Annotated in this window: 25 protein-coding genes; 18 read left to right on the top strand and 7 right to left on the bottom strand. The window is 35.8% G+C overall.

The annotated features are described in order from the left end of the window. Positions 1 to 8: 8 nt before the first annotated feature. The 6 genes from ATE47_RS09015 to ATE47_RS08990 form a co-directional block, all read right to left on the bottom strand. On the bottom strand, positions 9 to 779 hold the full coding sequence (locus ATE47_RS09015) for a DUF1223 domain-containing protein (RefSeq protein ID WP_062161655.1): 771 nt from the start codon (positions 777 to 779) through the stop codon (positions 9 to 11). Positions 780 to 922: 143 nt separating this feature from the next. Next, positions 923 to 1,687 carry a LytR/AlgR family response regulator transcription factor gene (locus ATE47_RS09010; RefSeq protein WP_062161654.1) on the bottom strand — a complete coding sequence of 255 codons (765 nt, stop codon included), beginning with the start codon at positions 1,685 to 1,687 and terminating at the stop codon, positions 923 to 925. Then, positions 1,668 to 2,684, bottom strand: coding sequence for a sensor histidine kinase (locus tag ATE47_RS09005; RefSeq protein WP_062161653.1), 1,017 nt, complete (start codon positions 2,682 to 2,684; stop codon positions 1,668 to 1,670). The genes ATE47_RS09010 and ATE47_RS09005 overlap by 20 nt, the downstream gene beginning before the upstream one ends. Before the next feature lie 202 nt (positions 2,685 to 2,886). After that, on the bottom strand, positions 2,887 to 3,327 hold the full coding sequence (locus ATE47_RS09000; RefSeq protein ID WP_062161652.1) for a hypothetical protein: 441 nt from the start codon (positions 3,325 to 3,327) through the stop codon (positions 2,887 to 2,889). Beyond that, a complete protein-coding gene (locus ATE47_RS08995; protein ID WP_062161651.1) occupies positions 3,327 to 4,310 on the bottom strand; it encodes a heme-binding domain-containing protein in 984 nt (327 codons plus the stop codon). The genes ATE47_RS09000 and ATE47_RS08995 overlap by 1 nt, the downstream gene beginning before the upstream one ends. Before the next feature lie 190 nt (positions 4,311 to 4,500). Next, complete coding sequence (locus tag ATE47_RS08990) at positions 4,501 to 5,244, bottom strand: SDR family oxidoreductase (RefSeq protein ID WP_062161650.1); 744 nt, start codon at positions 5,242 to 5,244, stop codon at positions 4,501 to 4,503. A 104-nt stretch (positions 5,245 to 5,348) separates the two neighbouring features. Here ATE47_RS08990 and ATE47_RS08985 point away from each other — a divergent pair, with 104 nt between their 5' ends. Next, positions 5,349 to 5,687, top strand: a complete 339-nt coding sequence (locus ATE47_RS08985) for a winged helix-turn-helix transcriptional regulator (protein WP_062161649.1) — start codon at positions 5,349 to 5,351, stop codon at positions 5,685 to 5,687. A 240-nt stretch (positions 5,688 to 5,927) separates the two neighbouring features. Here the strand turns inward: ATE47_RS08985 and ATE47_RS08980 are convergent, their stop codons facing one another. Continuing rightward, positions 5,928 to 8,147, bottom strand: a complete 2,220-nt coding sequence (locus ATE47_RS08980) for an NADP-dependent isocitrate dehydrogenase (protein ID WP_062161648.1) — start codon at positions 8,145 to 8,147, stop codon at positions 5,928 to 5,930. A 168-nt stretch (positions 8,148 to 8,315) separates the two neighbouring features. Between ATE47_RS08980 and tpx the strand changes: the two genes are divergently transcribed. From tpx to ATE47_RS08895, 17 genes are all read left to right on the top strand, one after another. Continuing rightward, the gene (tpx, locus tag ATE47_RS08975; RefSeq protein ID WP_062161647.1) at positions 8,316 to 8,816 is read left to right on the top strand and encodes a thiol peroxidase; all 501 of its coding nucleotides are present in this window, start codon (positions 8,316 to 8,318) and stop codon (positions 8,814 to 8,816) included. Positions 8,817 to 8,901: 85 nt separating this feature from the next. After that, positions 8,902 to 9,249, top strand: coding sequence for a VOC family protein (locus tag ATE47_RS08970; protein ID WP_062161646.1), 348 nt, complete (start codon positions 8,902 to 8,904; stop codon positions 9,247 to 9,249). A gap of 9 nt (positions 9,250 to 9,258) precedes the next feature. After that, positions 9,259 to 9,663 carry a glyoxalase superfamily protein gene (locus tag ATE47_RS08965; protein WP_062161645.1) on the top strand — a complete coding sequence of 135 codons (405 nt, stop codon included), beginning with the start codon at positions 9,259 to 9,261 and terminating at the stop codon, positions 9,661 to 9,663. Positions 9,664 to 9,749: 86 nt separating this feature from the next. Continuing rightward, positions 9,750 to 10,961, top strand: coding sequence for a DUF763 domain-containing protein (locus ATE47_RS08960; protein WP_062161644.1), 1,212 nt, complete (start codon positions 9,750 to 9,752; stop codon positions 10,959 to 10,961). Between the two features lie 313 nt (positions 10,962 to 11,274). Beyond that, positions 11,275 to 11,865 (top strand): Crp/Fnr family transcriptional regulator, encoded by a 591-nt coding sequence (locus ATE47_RS08955; RefSeq protein ID WP_062161643.1) that lies wholly within the window; start codon positions 11,275 to 11,277, stop codon positions 11,863 to 11,865. A 76-nt stretch (positions 11,866 to 11,941) separates the two neighbouring features. After that, on the top strand, positions 11,942 to 12,352 hold the full coding sequence (locus ATE47_RS08950) for a VOC family protein (RefSeq protein WP_062161642.1): 411 nt from the start codon (positions 11,942 to 11,944) through the stop codon (positions 12,350 to 12,352). A gap of 38 nt (positions 12,353 to 12,390) precedes the next feature. Further along, a complete protein-coding gene (locus tag ATE47_RS08945) occupies positions 12,391 to 12,798 on the top strand; it encodes a VOC family protein (RefSeq protein ID WP_062161641.1) in 408 nt (135 codons plus the stop codon). A gap of 44 nt (positions 12,799 to 12,842) precedes the next feature. Further along, positions 12,843 to 13,295, top strand: a complete 453-nt coding sequence (locus ATE47_RS08940; RefSeq protein ID WP_062161640.1) for a DinB family protein — start codon at positions 12,843 to 12,845, stop codon at positions 13,293 to 13,295. A 121-nt stretch (positions 13,296 to 13,416) separates the two neighbouring features. After that, entirely contained in the window at positions 13,417 to 13,941 is a 525-nt protein-coding gene (locus tag ATE47_RS08935; RefSeq protein ID WP_062161639.1) for a hypothetical protein, read from the top strand. 1 nt (position 13,942) lies between these two features. Next, entirely contained in the window at positions 13,943 to 14,719 is a 777-nt protein-coding gene (locus ATE47_RS08930; protein ID WP_062161638.1) for an alpha/beta fold hydrolase, read from the top strand. A gap of 216 nt (positions 14,720 to 14,935) precedes the next feature. After that, on the top strand, positions 14,936 to 15,367 hold the full coding sequence (locus ATE47_RS08925; RefSeq protein ID WP_062161637.1) for a VOC family protein: 432 nt from the start codon (positions 14,936 to 14,938) through the stop codon (positions 15,365 to 15,367). An 83-nt stretch (positions 15,368 to 15,450) separates the two neighbouring features. Continuing rightward, positions 15,451 to 15,864 (top strand): SRPBCC family protein, encoded by a 414-nt coding sequence (locus ATE47_RS08920; RefSeq protein WP_062161636.1) that lies wholly within the window; start codon positions 15,451 to 15,453, stop codon positions 15,862 to 15,864. Positions 15,865 to 15,896: 32 nt separating this feature from the next. Continuing rightward, complete coding sequence (locus ATE47_RS08915; protein ID WP_228376344.1) at positions 15,897 to 16,136, top strand: hypothetical protein; 240 nt, start codon at positions 15,897 to 15,899, stop codon at positions 16,134 to 16,136. A 110-nt stretch (positions 16,137 to 16,246) separates the two neighbouring features. Continuing rightward, the gene (locus ATE47_RS08910) at positions 16,247 to 17,113 is read left to right on the top strand and encodes a VOC family protein (RefSeq protein WP_062161634.1); all 867 of its coding nucleotides are present in this window, start codon (positions 16,247 to 16,249) and stop codon (positions 17,111 to 17,113) included. A 93-nt stretch (positions 17,114 to 17,206) separates the two neighbouring features. Further along, the gene (locus ATE47_RS08905) at positions 17,207 to 18,040 is read left to right on the top strand and encodes an SDR family oxidoreductase (protein WP_062161633.1); all 834 of its coding nucleotides are present in this window, start codon (positions 17,207 to 17,209) and stop codon (positions 18,038 to 18,040) included. 54 nt (positions 18,041 to 18,094) lie between these two features. After that, complete coding sequence (locus ATE47_RS08900) at positions 18,095 to 18,523, top strand: SRPBCC domain-containing protein (RefSeq protein WP_062161632.1); 429 nt, start codon at positions 18,095 to 18,097, stop codon at positions 18,521 to 18,523. A gap of 85 nt (positions 18,524 to 18,608) precedes the next feature. After that, complete coding sequence (locus tag ATE47_RS08895) at positions 18,609 to 19,052, top strand: SRPBCC family protein (protein WP_062161631.1); 444 nt, start codon at positions 18,609 to 18,611, stop codon at positions 19,050 to 19,052. The last annotated feature ends 14 nt before the right edge of the window (positions 19,053 to 19,066 follow it).

The raw sequence follows: 19,066 nt of genomic DNA, 5'->3' as shown, positions 1-19,066 counted from the left end.
GCTTGTGTTTAAAACGCTTTTGCAGAACCCAAAATCTCTCCAGTTTTCACATTCTGAACCATCCCGATAATGTCCCAATCATTAGTGTTGAAATTTTCAGGAAGTCTGAAACTCGTAATTCCTTCTGAAGAATTTTTTAAAGAAATTTGATTTTGATGATGAACAATCTGCCAATGCTGTAAATGACGGCCTTCATTTTCACCTTTTTGTACATTTGTTGAAGATTTTTTCTCAACTAATGTTATGAGAAGTTTGTTTTGTGAATTCTTTTCTTCCGATTTATAGTTTACATTAATTTCTTTCCCGGAAATTTTTGCGGATAAATGAATGGGAATATTTTTAGAATTCAATAATGCCGTTTCAATTGCATTTTCAATCGAATTTCGGTCTGAACCTACAAACTCTTTTTTACCATTGACAACCAATTGCGGAGTGTAAACCTGTGAACTTAATGTTTTACTGTAATACTGCTGTCTCTGAGAATTTTCTACACTGCTGAATTTATCCTTCCAACCCAAATTATTCCAATAATCTACATGATAAGCGAGAATATAAACAGGTTGATCCTTGTATTGTTTTTCGATCTCTCCCATCAGCTGATCTGCGGGTGGACAACTTGAGCAGCCTTCGGAAGTGAACAATTCCAAAACCGCAAAACCTTTGTATTCTACCGGAGTTTTCGGATGAGATTCTACGGTTTTATTCTTGTAAACAAAAGCGGAAAACGTGAACATTAAAGCTACGAAAACTGCTGTCCCTATTAGATTTTTTAGTACCATTTCTTTTAATTTTGATTCAAAAGTAGATATCTTTTCGGGGCAAAAGAATACAAAAAAGGTTCAACCGGACAAAATGCGTGGTGAACCTGTATTTTATAAACTTGAAGTTTTTTGGATGGAAGTCCGGAGGTGGAAGTTTGAGGTTAGCGATCCTCCAGCCAAGTGAAGAAACTGTGTGTTTTTTCTTTATTGATCAGTAGTTTTTCAGGAGTCTCAATGGTTAATTTAACTAAAATTTTACGCTGAAAATAATGCTCCATTTCTTTAATTGCTTTGAAATTTATTAAGTATTGTCGGTTAATCCTGAAAAATTGTTTATCAGAAACCTGTTCGGCAATTTGTCCTAAAGATTGACTCAACTGAAACTGTTCTTTATCAAAAGTCATGAGATGCGTGATCTCATTGTGAATGAAAAAATAAGCAATATTTTCCGTAGGAACTGTCGTATATTTTTGATTTTTAAAAACTAAAAAATTACTCTTTGTCGATTGTGTTTGGTTAATATTTTTCAGTAAAGATTCCAAATCCGGTAACTCATTTTTCTGAAAGAATTTTTTTAACTCGTCCACTTTTCTCAATGCTTCAGCGATGTCTTCACGGGAAAATGGCTTTAGTACATAATCAATACCTTTGCTTTTAAAAGCATCCAGCATATATTGGTCGAAAGCAGTACAGAAAACCACCGGACAGGTGATTTCAACCTGCTTGAAAATTTCAAAGGAAAGCCCGTCTGACAACTGGATATCCATAAAAACTAAATCAGGTTTAATGTCCTTTGACAAACCTTCGACACTCATTTCTATGCTGTCGTAAACTCCAATAATTTTTGCTTCCGGTTTTAATTCTAATACTAAGTTCTGAAGGGATTTTGCTGCTCTAAATTCGTCTTCAATGATGATGATATTCATGGATGAAAGGTAGTTTTATTTGAAATATTTTTTCGTCTGAATTAATTTCTATTTCCTGTTCCAGTAGATGCTTGTAGCGCATTTTCACATTGTCAAGCCCAACTCCCAAGGAATCTTCGGTCACCATTTTTTTCTGAACAGGATTTTCAATAATAATTTTATTTTCAGAATTGTAAATTTTTATATGCAAGGGCTTACTTTGTGAAACAATATTATGCTTAATGCAGTTTTCAACCAATAACTGTAAGGTAAAAGGCGGAATGAGTGTTTTTAAAACTTCACTATTTAATTCGTTGGTAAATGTAATTCCTTCACCAAAACGGGCTTTTTGTAGAAAAAGATACGAATCAACAATTTTCATTTCTTCCTGAACAGTAATAAGGTCTAATTTTCTACTTTCTAATGTAAAACGGTAAAAATCAGATAGTTTCATAATGAAATCCACGGTTTCTGAGTCATTTGTTTCAGCCATTGATTTTAAAGTATTTAAACTGTTAAACAGGAAATGCGGGTTTATTTGCTGCTTTAATAATTCATATTGTGCACCCAGATTATCACTTTTCACTTTTTCAAGTTCCAGCCGAACTTGCTGTCCTGTATAATTATTTTGAAGCAATGTCAAAAACATATAACAGACAAGATTGATTAAAATCCCGCGAACCTCGACCATCAGCATGGTTGGGCCAAAATTGATATGCGACAAAATAAGCTGTTGAATCCATGCCAGACCGAACATGATCACCATCCCGAAAGCCAAAACAATCAATAATCTCGAATATGAAATTTGTTGCCTTTTTTTACCCGGATTTCGGTTGAGCATATAGATGTTAACGTACCACATGATGATGGAAAAAGCAGCGGTAATAGCCGAATTTACAATGGCTTCTTCCCAATTAAAAGCATGGGAGGCGAGTTGCGGAACCGACGATAAGACCCCTAAAAATATGGAGCTTACCCAGATAACGGCTTGCGAGATTTTTATTTTTTGTTGCTGCATTACAACGTTGGATTTTAAAGATGTTAAGTTATGTAAAATGCTTTAAATTTAGTAGTGAATTGTGAATTTTGCTTGCGCAAGGCAATTGTAAATTTATAAGTGAAAAAAATTCACAAGCGAAGCGAATTGATTATTCATATTTCATTTCACAAAATCTGGAGCCGATTTCTCAACTCCAGATTGCTACTTCGATTTGCTATTATTATGGTCTTACGACAGGTTTGTAACTCATGAAATATTTTATTCTTTCTTCTTTATTTGATGGATTATTTTCGGTTCTTAAATTATTTTTAAATTGATAAGTAATTTTACCGTTTTTATCGGTTTGAAGAGTTTCAGTACTTAATAGTTCTCCTGTTATTGTCCCTCCGATGTATTGTGGATTATCATGATATTTCCATGTGACTAATTTAAATTCAGAATTTGCTTTTGGTTGATTATTTTCATTTGTCAAAGATTCCAGAGCTTCCTGATTTCCATACAAGGCAGACATTGTTTCTTTCTTCGGATTCAATGAGTTTGTGATGAATTTTAAATTTCCTGGATCAAAAACTACACGTTTTAAATCTTTATCTGGCTCATCAATTTTACATGCGGTGAATAAAGCACAAACTGACATAATGATGAATACTATTTTTTTCATTATTTCTGGAGGTTTTTAATTAATCTTTCGGTATTTACTTTCATTGGAACATCGAATAAAAATCCTGTTTTTTCGGCTAATTGTCGGTGACAGGCGATGCAGGATTCTTTGGCGAATGAGGCTGTTTTTCCTGTCGGATGAAGGTCTTTTCCTGAAAATTTGGCAAATCCCCAACCTTCCGTATCGGTATATTTTTTTGAATCTTTTACCATAAACTGAGCATTAACAAATTCTCCCGGCCTGATCTCACCATCAGGTAATTCCTGCTGTTTCCAAACTGATTTTACGACGATACTTCCTTCCGGCCACGGGTGAAAATTGTCTGTTTCAACTGCCTTTACTGCAATATCATTTCCGTAAATCACACGAATTGAATTGTCAAACAGCGTGCTCATACTGATGACTTTCCAGTTTTTAAAATCGTCCGTATACTTCACGCCGTTTGGTGAAACCGGGAATTTTGATTTTATATTATTTTCCGGTAAATTAAGATTCTGATGAATATTTTTCTCCTCCTTTTTTGATGGATTTAAACTTGATAAAGAAAGCGTATATTTTTTAATCGTTTCAATATCTTTTGTAGTAATTTTTGCAGAGGGATGAAGCAAGGTATATTCATGAAGCGGCATTTTTCCGCTTTGCATCATGTTTAAAATGGCGTACATTTTCCCCTGATGTTCGCCTGCAGAATAGTTCCATTCCGAGAAGTTCAAAACTTCCCTGGCTCTTTCCACATCTTTATTTACCGCCCATGAGATCGGAGCAATTTTATCATACCAGCTTAAATTTTGCTGGTTTGAATGACAATTAAAACAAGAGTTTTCCAAAATTGCCAAAACTTCTCGCGGTGCTTCTATTTTTTTAGGAACAGCTTTTCCCTCCAAAGGCTGGTTGAAAAACTGCAATCCTACAAAGATGCCTAAAACTGCCAGAAATACTATGGCAATGGGTTTTACGTTTCTTTTTTTCTTTACTGAGTCCATAATGATTTATTTTTATGGCTCAAAAGTATAGGCTTAAAGGAAATTTTGAAATGAGAAATTGGGTGAACCGGACAAATCGAAAGGTGAAAATGGAATTTTGGGAATTAAAAAGGTTAGGAGCTGGATGATGGAAGAAGGGAGATTTTGTAAATCATTAAAACTCCCCGGCACCCAGCTCAATTCTTCCATCTTATAGTATCATCCCGCCGTCAATCAGAATTTCGGTTCCTGTCATAAAGCTTGCAATATTGTTGTCTGATAAATAGACAACTGCTTTCGCTACATCTTCTGCGGTTCCCATTTTTTTCAACGGAATTAAATCGATCAGCCATTCATCAAGACCTTCCAGTGTTTTTTCATCCAGTCCGGCCTTAGTCATAATTTCTGTTTTTGTAGGTCCGGGACTTACCATATTGACACGGATTTTTCTTGAAGCTAATTCTGCAGCTGCTGTTTTTGCAATAGAGTTCAAAGCAGCCTTACTTGCCTGATAAACCGAGCTGTTTGGCTTATAAGTTGTTGCAACATTTGAAGATAAAAAGACAACCGAAGCTTCGTCATTTAATAGAGGAGTAAATTTGCTTAAAGTGAAATAAGCTCCTCTAAAATTAATATTCATCACATTATCAAAGTTTTCTGCAGTCATGTTTTCAATTGATCCTAAACTTCCTGTGATTCCTGCATTGATAAATAGGATATCAACTTTTCCGTATCGATTTTCAACTTCTGTCTTCAAAGATTCGATATCTTCTAATTTTCCTTGATCTGCCACAAAAGGAATTGCTCCCAAATCTTTCGCTGCCTTTTCTATGGCTTCTTTTCTTCTTCCCGTAATAATTACTTTTGCGCCTTCCGCTATTAATTCTTTTGCGGTTGAATATCCGATTCCGCTGTTTCCACCTGTTACGATGGCTAATTTGTTATTAAATTTCATTTCTTTAAATTTTTTTGACAAAGTTATTTCAAATTGATATACTTTTGTAATCAGTATCACAGAGTATATCAGTATCATCAATTATATCACTTAAATTTGCAGACATGGAAAGAGATCAAACTGAAGAATTGAGAGCATTGCAAGACACCCTTTATTTCATCGGTGGAAAGTGGAGAATTCCTGTTATCAACTCAATTTGTAATGGCAACAGACGGTTCCGTGAAATTGAAAGAAGCATCCCCGGAATTACAACAAGAATGCTTTCAAAAGAATTAAAAGACATGGAATTAAACAAGCTGTTGAAACGAAATGTTTATCCTGAAACGCCCGTCTTAATTGAATACGAACCAACGGAATATTGCAGAACTTTCGGAAAAATTATTTCAGAAATGATTAATTGGGGTAGGGAACATCGAAAAGTGATTGTGGAGGACAAGATTTAAATTAATTAGAAATTTTTTCGCGTTTGTGTCATTCTGAAAGTGTGAAGCGGATTGAAGGATCTATTAATAATATTAACTTTAATGTTTTATAGAGATTCTTACTTCGTCAGAATGACAAACGAGATGTATATTTTTCTTTGTGGTTATTAGTGGAATATTCGTGATCATTTGTGTTTAAAAAAGTATTAAACAAAAAAAGCCCCTTAAAAAAGGAGCTTTTCATTTATATTTAATCAAGAATTAAATTCCGTCAATAATTTCATTTAAAACTGTGCTTGGTCTCATGGCTGCATACGTTTTATACGTGTCAGTTTTGTAGTAACCATCGATGTTTTGAGGCTTACCTTGAGCGCTGATTAATTCAGAATTAATTACTTCTTCATTTTCCTTCATTGCTTCAGCAACCGGAGCAAAATGAGCCGCCAATTCAGCATCAGCAGTTTGGTTTGCCAAAGCTTCCGCCCAATACATCGCCAAATAGAAGTGAGAACCTCTGTTATCGATTTGTCCGACTTTTCTTGCAGGAGATTTGTCTGTCGCTAAGAATTTAGCATTTGCTTCATCCAATGCATCAGCTAAAACCTGAGATTTTGTATTCCCCTGAGTTTGTGCTAAATGCTCTAAAGAAGCCTGTAAAGCCAAGAATTCACCTAGAGAATCCCATCTTAAATAGCCTTCTTCCAGGAACTGTTCAACATGTTTTGGAGCAGAACCTCCTGCACCAGTTTCAAACAAGCCGCCACCATTCATTAATGGAACGATAGAAAGCATTTTTGCAGAAGTTCCAAGCTCAAGAATTGGGAAAAGATCCGTTAAATAATCTCTCAATACGTTTCCTGAAACAGAAATTGTATCTTTTCCTTCTCTTGCTCTTTTCAAGGTTTCCGTCATGGCGTCTTTTACATCAAGAATCTTAATATCAAGTCCGTTTGTATCGTGGTCGGCAAGATATTTTTCAACTTTTTTGATGATTTCTCTGTCGTGCGCTCTTCCTTTATCTAACCAGAAAATTGCAGGCGTATCAGATAATCTCGATCTGTTTACCGCTAATTTTACCCAGTCCTGAATCGGAGCGTCTTTCGTCTGACACATTCTGAAAATATCATCTTTTTCTACTTTCTGAGAAAGAAGAACGCTTCCAGCCTCGTCCTGAACTTCAATTGTTCCATCTGCTGTAGCCTGGAAAGTTTTGTCGTGAGAACCGTATTCTTCAGCTTTTTGAGCCATTAAACCAACGTTCGGAACAGAACCCATTGTTGTAGGATCCAGTTTTCCGTGCGCTTTCATATCATCAATTACTGACTGGTAAAAACCTGCATAAGAACGGTCAGGAATGATACAAACCGTATCTTCTTCTTTCCCTTCTTTGTTCCACATTTTACCTCCACCTCTTACCAAAGCAGCCATAGAAGCATCAACAATAATGTCAGAAGGAACGTGGAAATTCGTAATTCCTTTATCAGAATTTACCATTGCCACTCTTGGTCCGTTTGCTAAAGCAGTTTCAATATCAGCCTTGATTTCAGCTTCCTGAGCATTTCCTTTGATTTTTTCAAAAAGATCGGCAAGACCGTTATTTGGATTAACATCTAAAGACTTGAAAGTCTCAGCATATTTAACAAAAACATCTTTAAAGAAAGTTTCTACAATCGCCCCGAAAATAATAGGGTCGGAGATTTTCATCATCGTAGCCTTCAAGTGAGCAGAAAGAAGAACGTTTTTGTTTTTAGCTTCATCAATTGCCTTTTGAACGAATGCCTTCAAAGCATTTAAATTCATTACAGAAGAATCGATAATTTCTCCAGCCTGAAGGTTTGCGAAATCTTTTAATAAAGTTTCAGCACCGTCATTTCCTTTGAAAACGATTTTGTATTTTGTTGCATTTTCAAGAGTAGTTGAAGTTTCAGTACCGTAGAAATCTCCGTTGTCCATGTGAGCAACGTCGGTTTTACTGTCAGAAGCCCAGTCTCCCATTCTGTGAGGGTTTGCTTTTGCGTAGTTTTTAACAGCTTTTGGAGCACGTCTGTCAGAATTTCCTTCTCTTAACACAGGATTTACAGCGCTTCCTAAAACCTTTGCATATTTAGCCTTGATTGCTTTTTCTTCGTCATTTTTAGGTTCTGCAGGATAATTTGGAACTGCGAAACCTTTAGACTGCAATTCAGCGATTGCATCATCCAACTGAGGTGCAGAAGCCGAAATATTAGGTAATTTGATAATGTTTGCATCAGGTTGAGTCGCCAATTGACCTAATTCTGCCAACGCATCACCGATTTTCTGGTCATCTTTCAAAAACTCGGGGAAGTTTGCTAGAATTCTTCCTGCCAAAGAAATATCCGGAACCGCGATCTCAATGTTTGCAGATTTTGTAAATGCCTTTACGATAGGTAAAAACGAGTGTGTTGCCAACATTGGAGCCTCATCCGTAAGGGTGTAATAGATTTTTGATTTGTCTGACATTATACTGTTATTTATTATTTGATTTTTTAAGACTCACAAATTTAGTCAAAAATTAATTTTTTTAGATTAAACCTAAATAAGATTTTTCACTTTAAGAATTATTTAACCATTATTTGATAGAAATCAGGTCTGATTTGATTAAATTTGAAAAAACTTAAAAACAAAATTATGTCAACGACTATCACTTTAAAAGGAAACGAAGTACATACAATAGGAACTTTACCATCCGTAGGAACTCACATCAGGGATTTTGCACTGGTAGATTCCGGATTACATGTAAAAACACTTCAGGATTTCGATGGAAAGAGGAAAGTTTTTAATATTTTCCCGAGCATTGATACGGGAATTTGTGCTGCTTCTGCAAGAAAATTCAATGAAGAGGCTTCCAATCTGGAAAATACGGTGGTGATTAATGTGTCTAAAGATCTCCCTTTTGCACTGGGAAGATTTTGCGCGGCGGAAGGTCTGAATAATGTTGAAACACTTTCAGATTTCAGAAGCAGTTTCGGTGACGAATATGAAGTGACGATCACGGATTCCCCAATGAAAGGGCTTTTAAGCCGTGCCGTAATCGTAACGGATGCCGATAATAAGGTTATCTATACGGAACAGGTTCCTGAAATTACGCAAGAACCCAATTATAGTGCTGCCATTGACGCATTAAAATAATTCAGAAATAGATTTTTGTAAAAAGCCTTGTGAAAGTTTTATTTTGCAAGGCTTTTTCAGCAGTAAGAATTAAAATTTAACTAAAATGGTAAAAAGAATCGTCACTAATATAAAAACTGATGATCTGTCGAAAGCAGACTTGTTCTATCATGAAGTTTTAGGACTTGAAACTCTGATGGATCATGGCTGGATTAAGACTTTCGGAAATGAGGAAGAGGCAAAAGTCCAGATAAGTTTTGCTGTTCATGGCGGAAACGACACGGAAGTTCCAAATCTTTCCATTGAGGTTGATAATGTGGATGAAATCTATGAAAAAATGCAGCGATCCGGGTTTGAAATTATGTACGAAATCACTGATGAAGAGTGGGGTGTCCGCCGGTTTTTTGCAAAAGATCCGTTTGGCAATTTAGTTAATATTCTTTCACATCAATAAGTCAATATTATGAAAGCAGAACAGATTATCCCTATTTTTAGAATTTTTGATGAACAAAAGGCCATTGAGTTTTATATTGATTGGCTCGGTTTTGAAATCGTCTGGAAGCATCATTTTGAGGATAACACTCCGGTTTATATGGAAATCAAAAAAGGTAATATTACCTTCCATTTAAGCGAACATCACGGTGACGGAACTCCAGGAAGCCGCGTTTTCATCTGGGGTGAAGATATTAAAGATTATCACAAGGAATTAATGGATAAAAAATATAAATACAATCGGCCAGGTTTAGAGAAAACTTTTTATAATGCGGTTTCCTTTACAGTTGATGATCCTTTCGGTAATAAAATTATATTTAATGAAAAGTTTGATGAAGAAAAGCATAAGGATCTGGAGTTTTATTCGATTCATTGATTTTGCTTAAAATACAAATATTTGTGTTTAAAAGCTGATTCAAATCATCAAAGTTCCAATATATTAAAACTAAATTTACATATTAAATGAAACGTTCCGGAACAGCAGATTTACCCTTACACTACGGCAAAGTACCGCCGTGGCTGTACGAACGTATGTCTGTTCTCGGGCTTTCAATCGTTGAAGTGATCTTAATGGATTACGGCAAAGATGAAGTTCTCAGAAGACTTGCGGATCCGTTTTGGTTCCAGAGCTTTGGAGCGGTGATGGGTATGGATTGGCATTCTTCAGGGATTACAACTTCCGTAATGGGTGCTTTGAAACGTTCCATCAATCCTAATTCTCAATCACTTGGGCTATATATTTGTGGCGGAAAAGGTAAGTTTTCCAGAGAAACCCCTTCAGAACTCCTTCAAATTGCAGATAAAACTGGTTTGAACGGAACCGAGTTAGTAAGGGCCAGCAAGCTTTCCGCAAAGGTTGATAATACGGCCATTCAGGATGGTTATCAATTGTATTTACACAATTTTATTTTGTCAGATAACGGAAATTGGAGCGTTGTCCAGCAAGGAATGCACGAATCCGATGGAACGGCAAGACGATATCACTGGCATTCTGAAAATATAAAATCCTTTATTGAAGAACCTCACACAGGAATCAACGGAATTTCAAGAGGGCAAATTTTAAACTTAACAGATTCGGAAGCCGCCGAAAACAGAAAAGGAATTCTGGATATTTCCCACACTGATTCTGCGGAAATTATGAGTGATTTTTCACGTTTAATTCTTCCTAATCATCATGATGTTCAGGCTTCTGATGTAGATTTAAGGCGTTTAGGTGCGCTTTTATATGTAACTCGCGAACAGCAGCCTCAAGACTTTGAAGATTTATTGATGCTGGAAGGTGTCGGTCCGCGGACGATGCAGTCGTTGGCTTTGGTGAGTGAAGTCATTCACGGCGCGCCTTCAAGATTCAAAGATCCGGCGAGATTTTCCTTTGCTCATGGCGGGAAAGACGGTCATCCGTTTCCTGTTCCGACTAAAGTTTACGATGAAAGTATTGATATTATTAAAAAAGGAATTGAAAAATCAAAGCTTGGAAATTCCGATAAATTAAAGACTTTAAACAAACTTCACGACATCGTCACAAAAACAGAAAAAGACTTCACCCCGAATTTCGATATTCAGGAAGTTATTGAAGAGGAACGACAAAATTCATGGCGTTTCGGTGGAAAAACTGTGTTTGGAGATGCGCAGAAACCCGCCAATCCGAAGCCGATTCAGCTTTCTTTGTTTTGATTTAAGCACAAAAGGCACAAAGTTTTTTGGGTTATTTAAGATTAATTTAGAAATGTTTTAAAGTTCACAAAACGAAATCTTAGATTTTCAACTTTTGAAATTCTTCTTTTTAATATAAACTTCAAATCTTTGTGCCTTTTGTGGTTAAAGTAAAAATGTTTAATAATTTATAATCAATACAAACAGCTTGTAATGCCTTTGTGTAATGGATTGCCTCAGAAGCAAGAAGTGTGAATTATCATTTTGTTTAATATTTCCTTTATCATTTCCCATAAAAATTCTATTTTAGAGCTTCAAAAAAAACATTGACTTGATGACGAACAAATCCTTAGAAATCTGCTATGATTTCCCATTTTTCTTACCGGAAGAGCTTGAAGAAATATTTCAGGCTCATGAAAAAGTGATCTTTCAGAAAGGAGATTGTATCCTTGAAGAAGGGAAAACGGCAAACGAATACTATATTTTGGAAACAGGTTTGGCTCGCTCATTTGTTAATGACTTTAATGGAAATGATGTGACAACACATTTTTTTGTAGAAAATGAAGTAATCATTGATGTTTCCTCGCTTTTTCAAAGAATTCCTACTCAGGAAAATATTGTTTGTATCTCAGATTGTGAATGTTGGAGACTGGATTTCGATACTTTTCAAGACTTATTCCATAAAATTCCGAACCTCCGGGAATGGGGTAGAGCCTGGATGTCGCAACAGCTTTTTGCTTACAAACAGCGTTCTGTAGAGATGTTTACACTTTCCGCTACAAAACGTTACCTTAATCTTCTGGAACAAAAACCTCATGTCATTCAATTTGCGCCCTTAAAGCAAATCGCTTCCTACTTGGGAGTTACAGATACTTCTTTGAGCAGAATCCGCAAGGAATTGGTCTCTCATCCAAAGAAAATTTAAATCTTGTCTTATGGCAAGTTGATTTTCAAAGCAACTCGGTAATTTTGGTTAAAAGTTTAACATTAAAAATTACAAAATGAAAATCAACCAAATTTATGTAAACCTTCCGGTAAAAGACGTTCAAAAAACAAGAGAATTCTGGACAAAACTTGGTTTTTCCATCAACGAACAGTTTTCTGATGAAAAAGCAGTTTCTGTAGTAATGAAAGAAGATCATATTTATGCAATGTTCTTAAATGAAGAGTTTTTCAAAACTTTTACGGATCGTCCGATTGCAAAAGGAGACACTACTCAAACGCTGCTTGCCATTGGTGTAGACAGTCGTGAAGAAGTTGATAATATGGTGAAAACTGCTGTTGAAAACGGAGGTTCAAAATATAGTGAACCACAGGATCACGGGTGGATGTATCAAAAAGCTTTTTCTGATCTGAACGGGCATCAGTGGGAAGTAATGTTTGCTGATATGTCTAAGCTTCCGACAGAATAAATTTCAACAATTAAAACTAAACATTAAAAAAATTACAAATGAAAATCAATCAGATTTATGTAAATCTTCCGGTAAAGGATATTCAAAAAACAAAAGAATTCTGGACGAAAACAGGATTCTCTATCAACGAACAATTTTCTGATGGCAAGGCTGTTTGTGTGGTGATGAGTGACAATATTTATGTCATGTTTTTAACGGAAGAATATTTTCAGACTTTCTCTGAAAGACCTGTTCCAAAAGGGGATACAACACAGGTTCTTGTTGCAATCGGATTAAACAGCCGTGAAGAAGTTGATCAGGTTGTAAACGCTGCGGTGGCCAACGGTGCTACCCAACATGAAGAGCCACAGGATTACGGATGGATGTATCAGAATTCTTTCTGGGATATCAACGGGCACGGGTGGAATGTAACTTTTGCAGATATGTCTCAATTTCCAACGGAATAAATTTCTCAACTTTCCACGGATTGTGTGGAAATTAATCCAAAATTATGAATAACGAAATTGAAATTATAAAAGTTCAGTCAACAAGCACCTACAAAGTGATTTTGATGAACATCGAAGGCATTACCAACGAAGAAGCTATGGTTTTCCCGAATGGTGAAGCCAATTGCATGAACTGGGTTTTAGGACATTTAATTTATATAAGAAACGCTTTCTTAAATATTTTAGGTGAAGATTCAATCTGGGACGGAGAAAGATTTTCGTGCTACAACAGAGGTGAAACTCCTTTGGATAGAAAGGATGAGTTTGTCACTTTTGAAGAGTTAAAATCATATTTAAATGATTCTCAGGAAAAATTAGACACAAAACTCAACAATATGGAAAGCTTTAATCCTGAAAACATTAAAGATATTGCAACACTTGCCTTTCATGAAACTTATCACAGCGGGCAGTTCGGGTATCTTAGGAGAATTCTAGGAAAACCGGGAGCAATAAAGTAAGTTTGCTCAATCTCTGCAAGAAATTAACACACAAATTTTACACACATGCAAATTAAAATCTGTGCAAATCTGTGAAATCTGCGGGAAATTAAAATTAAACTAAATCTAAAATCAAAACAAAATGGATACACCAAAATCAAACAAATTAGAGATAATAATTCCGGCTTTTCGGGGTCACAGTCAGAACTTTTTATTGGTTCTTGACGGAATTTCCGAGGAAGATGCTTTAAAAAGAATTGAAGGAAGAACCAATCACATCGTTTGGATGGTTGGGAATTTTCTTGACATGCGTTATGCATTGGGAAATGTTTTCGGAATCAGTGAAGAATTTGAATTTAAAGACTTCTTCTCTCAGGGAAAAGCTTTGGATGAAAACCTGAAATATCCGACTTTAGAACAGCTTAAAGCTGATTTTCATAAAATTTCACCTCTTGTTTACAACAAATTACTGGAAGCTTCTGATGAAGAATTGGAAAAAGCTTTTCCAATGGGAATGAACATAGATTTTTTCCCGGAAACAGTTCTGAACTTCGTAGGAATGTGCATCGGACGTGAAGATTATCTGTGCGGACAGATCGGATTAATGCGCAGAATCCTAGGTTATGAAGGTATGAAATATGATTTTGATAAAGATTTAAAATATTAAGATGAATCTTGTTGAAAAAGGTCATAAATCGGTCAACGGAATTAAGATGTACTATGAAATCTACGGTTCCGGAAAACCTTTGGTGCTGATTCATGGTGGCGGATCTTCAATTTTATTTGATTATAAAGAAGTGATTTCAAGACTTGAAACTCAATTTCAACTCATCGGAATTGATCTCCAGAATCATGGAATGACCGATCATCGCGACATTCCCGAGACTTTCGATCAGGATGCGGATGACGTTGTCGCACTTTTAAAAGAATTAAATATTAAAAAAGCTTCATTCTGGGGTTTCAGCAACGGCGGAAATACGGTAATGCAGATTGCTCATCGACATCCGGAAATGGTTGAAAAGCTGATCGTAGCTTCCGCATTTTACAAAAGAAACGGAATGATGGACGGTTTTTTTGAAGGAATGATGGAGGCAACGATGGATGTGATGCCTGAACCACTTAAAATTAACTTTTTAAACCTAAATCCCGACTTTTCGAAATTAGAAAATATGTTCGACAAGGACAGTAAAAGAATGCAGAATTTTGAAGACTGGAGTGAAGATGTTTTAAAAGGAATAAAATGCCCTACATTATTTATTTCTGGGGATAAAGACGTAATGAAACCGGAACATGTGGTTGAAATGTGGCGTCTGGTGGAAGGCTCGCAATTAATGATTCTTCCTGCCACGCACGGCTCTTACATGATGGCGGATTTTAATGGAAATGTCGATCATAAAATGATTGTTCTGACAACAAACGAAGTAGAGAAGTTTTTAAATCATTAAGATAAAACTTCCTGTCTTTGCTGAGTGAAACGCCTTTGCGAACGAAAAATATTCATAATAATTTAAAAAAAACTTTGGGCTCTTAGCGTTGATAAAAACACTAATAACACGAATTTTTACACAAATTTCCACGAATTATAATTTGTGTCATTAGTGAAAAACATTCGAGCCGTTAGTATTTAAAAACAAAAAAATAACATTTAAAAAATAGAAATCATGGCAAAACTAAATCCATACCTAAATTTTGACGGAAAAGCAGAAGAAGCTTTCAACTTTTACAAATCTGTTTTCGGCGGAGAGTTTCGTGGTGAGGTCCACAAAATGGGAAATGCTCCCGGAACTGAAAATTTATCAGACGAAGAAAAAAACAGAGTGATGCACATCGCGCTTCCGATTGGTGATGATTTGCTGATGGCCTCAGATATTGTTCCTAGTTTCGGACAAAATCTTAACATTGGAAACAACAATTATGTTTCAATTTTCCCTGAATCCAAAGAAGAAGCAGACAGACTTTTCAAAGGACTTTCTGAAGGTGGAAACATTGAAATGCCGATTGAAGATCAGTTTTGGGGAGACTATTTCGGAAGCTTTCAGGATAAATATGGAGTTCATTGGATGGTGAACTATAACGAAGAATACGCAAAATAATCTTATATTTAAACTAAATTATATTCAAAAGGGTAATCGAATTTTTGGTTGCCCTTTCATTACACCGCAAAAAATACAATTATATGGAACCTATTAAAATTGACATTACGATTTTAGCCCCTGTTCAAAAGGTTTGGGATTATTTCAATGACCCGAAACATATTACAAAATGGAATTTTGCCCACGAAACATGGCAGTGTTCAAGAGCTGAAAATGATTTGAGGGTAGGTGGAAAGCTTAAAGTAAGAATGGAAGCAAAAGACGGCAGCTTCGGTTTTGATTTTGAAGGAATTTATGATGAAATTATTCCGAATGAAAGAATAAAATATCATTTGGAAGATGGAAGAAACGTAGAGATCATTTTCGATAAAATTGATGAAAACACAACAAAAGTGACTGAAATATTCGATCCTGAGAAACAAAACTCAGCTGAAATGCAAAGAGACGGCTGGTATGCGATATTGAATAATTTTCATAAATATGTAGAAAATAATTAATAATATTTTCAGCCATGATAAATTTAGTAATAATGGCAAAGTGTTTAAGCTCCATTTGCGCTGTGAGTCATGCTGTGCAGGGGGATTTTCTGCAAGGCGTTATAGCAATGCCCGCAAGAAGAGCCCTTGAAAAAGAAAAAATAGACTGCCTGGAAAAACTGTCAGGCTATTCTGAGAAAGAAATTATGCAGATGCACGGTTTCGGTAAAAATACAATGGAAAAACTGAAACTTTATATGAAGGAAAATAATGTTTCTTTTAAAAATAATTAAACTTATGCTTAAGCACAAATGGCTCTAATTTTTTACCAAATATCACAATTTATAATTCTGAAAATTTGTAAAATATTTGTGAGGTTCGTGTTTAATTAAAAAATAAAATAATGAATAACGATATTTTTCCGTGCCTTTGGTACGATGGGGATGCAAAAGAATCAGCAGATTTTTATTGCAAAGTGTTTAACGGAAAAGTTACGGCAGATACCCCTGTTGTGATGAATATTGATGTTTTCGGACAAAAATTAATGCTCTTAAACGGTGGCCCTCAATTCAAGAAAAATGCCTCTGTTTCGTTCATGGTGATTTGTGACACTGAAGATGAGGTGCAGAAATACTGGGATCAATTAATGGATGGCGGAATGGCTCTGATGCCTTTGGATTCCTACTCATGGAGCAAAAAATATGGCTGGGTTCAGGATAAGTATGGCGTGACATGGCAGATATTTTTAGGCGAAAAAGCAAGTGATCAAAAATTAGTTCCAACATTAATGTTTATCCATGAAAATAATGGAAAAGCCATGGAAGCCATGGAACTTTATACCAAAACTTTCCCGAATTCCAAGATAGGAAATATTTTGAAGTATGGAGAAGGAAGCGAAGGTCACCCAATTCAGGAACCGGATGAAAATATCCAACACGCACATTTTGAAATTGATGGCTATACTTTCTTCTGCATGGATAATTCTTACGATCATAAATTTGATTTTAATGAAGGAATTTCAATGGTTGTAATGACCGACGATCAGGAGCAAACCGATAAATACTGGAATACTTTAACTTCAAACGGAGGAAGGGAAAGCATGTGCGGATGGCTGAAAGACAAATATGGTTTTAGCTGGCAAATTGTTCCAAAAAGACTGATTCGGCTGATGAGTGATCCGGATCAGGAAAAAGCTCAGAAAGTGGTTCAGGCAATGATGAAAATGCAAAAAATTGTCATCAAAGATCTGGAAGAAGCTTATAGTTCATAATCAGGTTGGAGGCTGGAAGTTTAGAAGCTGGAAGTTATCTTTTACGAACTCTTTCGGCGTGCTGTTTGATGTTATTTCATTAAAAATTGCTTTATGAAAACACAGAACAAATCACAATCTAAATCAAAAGTTCCTAAAGACGGATTATTTCCCGAAATTATCCGTGAAAGTTACAAGGGAAGTGAGAAACTGCTTCATAAAAAAGCAGTCATATCCGGTGGTGACAGCGGAATTGGGCAGGCGGTAGCTGTTCATTTTGCCAGGGAAGGGGCAGATGTTGCAATTATCTATAAAGAAAGCGACGATGATGCAAAAGAAACCCAAAAGCTGGTAGAGAAAGAAGGTAAAACCTGTCTTTTGTTGAAAGGGGATGTTTCTGAAAAGAAAAATCAAAAGAAATTTCTGGAAAAAATTAAAAAAGAATGGGGAACGCTGGATATATTGATTAATAATGCCGGGATTCAATTTCCTAAAGATGATATTGAAAATATTTCCGATGAGCAGATTCTCAAGACTTTTAATACCAATATTATTTCTATGATTTCCTTTACCAGAGATAGTTTACAGCTGATGAGCGAAGGAGCAAGGATTATTTGTACAACATCAGTTACGGCATATCGCGGAAGCAATCACCTGATTGATTATTCGGCTACAAAAGGTGCTATTGCTACATTTGTCCGGTCATTGGCTACCAATTTGGCGGAGAAAAAGATACTTGTGAATGGTATTGCGCCCGGCCCGATCTGGACACCTCTTGTGAAAGAAACTTTTGATGACCTCTCAACTTTCGGAAAAGATACTCCGTTAAAACGTGCAGGACAGCCATCGGAAGTTGCACCGGCTTATGTTTTCTTGGCTTCAGAAGATGCAAATTATATCACTGGCGAGATCATTCATATCAATGGAGGAGATTTTGTAGGAGGATAATAAATTAAATTCAGCCTCAACCTTAAACTTAGTCTTAACCTTAATTTTAATTTAATGGAAAAACTATCATTTGAAATCCAGATAAGTGCACCACCTGAGAAAGTGTGGAGCGTGTTGTGGGACGAGATTTCTTACAGACAATGGACGACGGCTTTTACCGAGGGTTCCTTTTATCAGGGGACATTGGAGGAAGGGAGTATTGTAAAGTTTTTTGATCCGGATAACAATGGAATGTACAGCCAGGTTGTGAAAAATATTCCGAATAAAGAAATGAAATTTTTACATCTTGGAGAAATATATGATGGGGTAGAAGTTCCTCAGGAATGGGGAGAAGCTACGGAAGCCTATATTTTGGAAGAAAATGATGAAGGAACAAAATTAATGAGTGAAATTCAGACAACCGCGGAATTTAAAGAGTTTTTTGAGGATAAATTTCCAAAAGCTCTACAGTTTGTTAAAAACCTTTCCGAAAATCAGTTATAAGTTGAATTACAGTTGATTACAATATTTAACTAATTAAATTAAAAGCACTGCTGTTAATTAAAATCAAACATTTAAAATAAAAAATATGGAAACATTATCTTACGAAAAAATCATTGATGCTCCGAAACAGAAAGTTTGGGATGTACTTTGGAATTCTGAAACTTATAGTGAATGGACGAAGTTTTTCAGTCCGGGATCTGTAATGAAATCCGACTGGAAAGTTGGCGGCAAGACATATTTTATAAATGCAGAAGGTGAGGGTATGGTATCTACTATTGATAGTCTGGAAGAACCTAATCAGTTAATATTTAAGCATTTGGGAATGGTAGACAAAGATGGAAACGAAGATACTCAAAGTAAAGAAGTCATGGAATGGAGCGGCTGCTATGAAAAATATATTTTAATTGATTTCGACGGGAAAACCAAGCTTCACACGGAAGTACAGGTTGACAAAGATTGGGAAGAACATATGAATAACGGTTTTATAAAAGGCTTAGAAGTTGTAAAAGATCTTGCTGAGGCTAAATAAATTTTTCGCAAATT

The sequence above is a fragment of the Chryseobacterium sp. IHB B 17019 genome (assembly GCF_001456155.1).
In the GTDB taxonomy this organism is placed as follows: Bacteria; Bacteroidota; Bacteroidia; order Flavobacteriales; family Weeksellaceae; genus Chryseobacterium.
The sequence above is the reverse complement of the archived record's forward strand: the minus strand, read 5'-3'. Positions and strand labels throughout refer to the sequence as shown.

Coding starts and splice junctions, on each gene's coding strand:
- ATE47_RS09015 (WP_062161655.1), bottom strand. CDS start 779: ATGGTACTAAAAAATCTAATAGGGACAGCAGTTTTCGTAGCTTTAATG.
- ATE47_RS09010 (WP_062161654.1), bottom strand. CDS start 1,687: ATGAATATCATCATCATTGAAGACGAATTTAGAGCAGCAAAATCCCTT.
- ATE47_RS09005 (WP_062161653.1), bottom strand. CDS start 2,684: ATGCAGCAACAAAAAATAAAAATCTCGCAAGCCGTTATCTGGGTAAGC.
- ATE47_RS09000 (WP_062161652.1), bottom strand. CDS start 3,327: ATGAAAAAAATAGTATTCATCATTATGTCAGTTTGTGCTTTATTCACC.
- ATE47_RS08995 (WP_062161651.1), bottom strand. CDS start 4,310: ATGGACTCAGTAAAGAAAAAAAGAAACGTAAAACCCATTGCCATAGTA.
- ATE47_RS08990 (WP_062161650.1), bottom strand. CDS start 5,244: ATGAAATTTAATAACAAATTAGCCATCGTAACAGGTGGAAACAGCGGA.
- ATE47_RS08985 (WP_062161649.1), top strand. CDS start 5,349: ATGGAAAGAGATCAAACTGAAGAATTGAGAGCATTGCAAGACACCCTT.
- ATE47_RS08980 (WP_062161648.1), bottom strand. CDS start 8,147: ATGTCAGACAAATCAAAAATCTATTACACCCTTACGGATGAGGCTCCA.
- tpx (WP_062161647.1), top strand. CDS start 8,316: ATGTCAACGACTATCACTTTAAAAGGAAACGAAGTACATACAATAGGA.
- ATE47_RS08970 (WP_062161646.1), top strand. CDS start 8,902: ATGGTAAAAAGAATCGTCACTAATATAAAAACTGATGATCTGTCGAAA.
- ATE47_RS08965 (WP_062161645.1), top strand. CDS start 9,259: ATGAAAGCAGAACAGATTATCCCTATTTTTAGAATTTTTGATGAACAA.
- ATE47_RS08960 (WP_062161644.1), top strand. CDS start 9,750: ATGAAACGTTCCGGAACAGCAGATTTACCCTTACACTACGGCAAAGTA.
- ATE47_RS08955 (WP_062161643.1), top strand. CDS start 11,275: ATGACGAACAAATCCTTAGAAATCTGCTATGATTTCCCATTTTTCTTA.
- ATE47_RS08950 (WP_062161642.1), top strand. CDS start 11,942: ATGAAAATCAACCAAATTTATGTAAACCTTCCGGTAAAAGACGTTCAA.
- ATE47_RS08945 (WP_062161641.1), top strand. CDS start 12,391: ATGAAAATCAATCAGATTTATGTAAATCTTCCGGTAAAGGATATTCAA.
- ATE47_RS08940 (WP_062161640.1), top strand. CDS start 12,843: ATGAATAACGAAATTGAAATTATAAAAGTTCAGTCAACAAGCACCTAC.
- ATE47_RS08935 (WP_062161639.1), top strand. CDS start 13,417: ATGGATACACCAAAATCAAACAAATTAGAGATAATAATTCCGGCTTTT.
- ATE47_RS08930 (WP_062161638.1), top strand. CDS start 13,943: ATGAATCTTGTTGAAAAAGGTCATAAATCGGTCAACGGAATTAAGATG.
- ATE47_RS08925 (WP_062161637.1), top strand. CDS start 14,936: ATGGCAAAACTAAATCCATACCTAAATTTTGACGGAAAAGCAGAAGAA.
- ATE47_RS08920 (WP_062161636.1), top strand. CDS start 15,451: ATGGAACCTATTAAAATTGACATTACGATTTTAGCCCCTGTTCAAAAG.
- ATE47_RS08915 (WP_228376344.1), top strand. CDS start 15,897: ATGGCAAAGTGTTTAAGCTCCATTTGCGCTGTGAGTCATGCTGTGCAG.
- ATE47_RS08910 (WP_062161634.1), top strand. CDS start 16,247: ATGAATAACGATATTTTTCCGTGCCTTTGGTACGATGGGGATGCAAAA.
- ATE47_RS08905 (WP_062161633.1), top strand. CDS start 17,207: ATGAAAACACAGAACAAATCACAATCTAAATCAAAAGTTCCTAAAGAC.
- ATE47_RS08900 (WP_062161632.1), top strand. CDS start 18,095: ATGGAAAAACTATCATTTGAAATCCAGATAAGTGCACCACCTGAGAAA.
- ATE47_RS08895 (WP_062161631.1), top strand. CDS start 18,609: ATGGAAACATTATCTTACGAAAAAATCATTGATGCTCCGAAACAGAAA.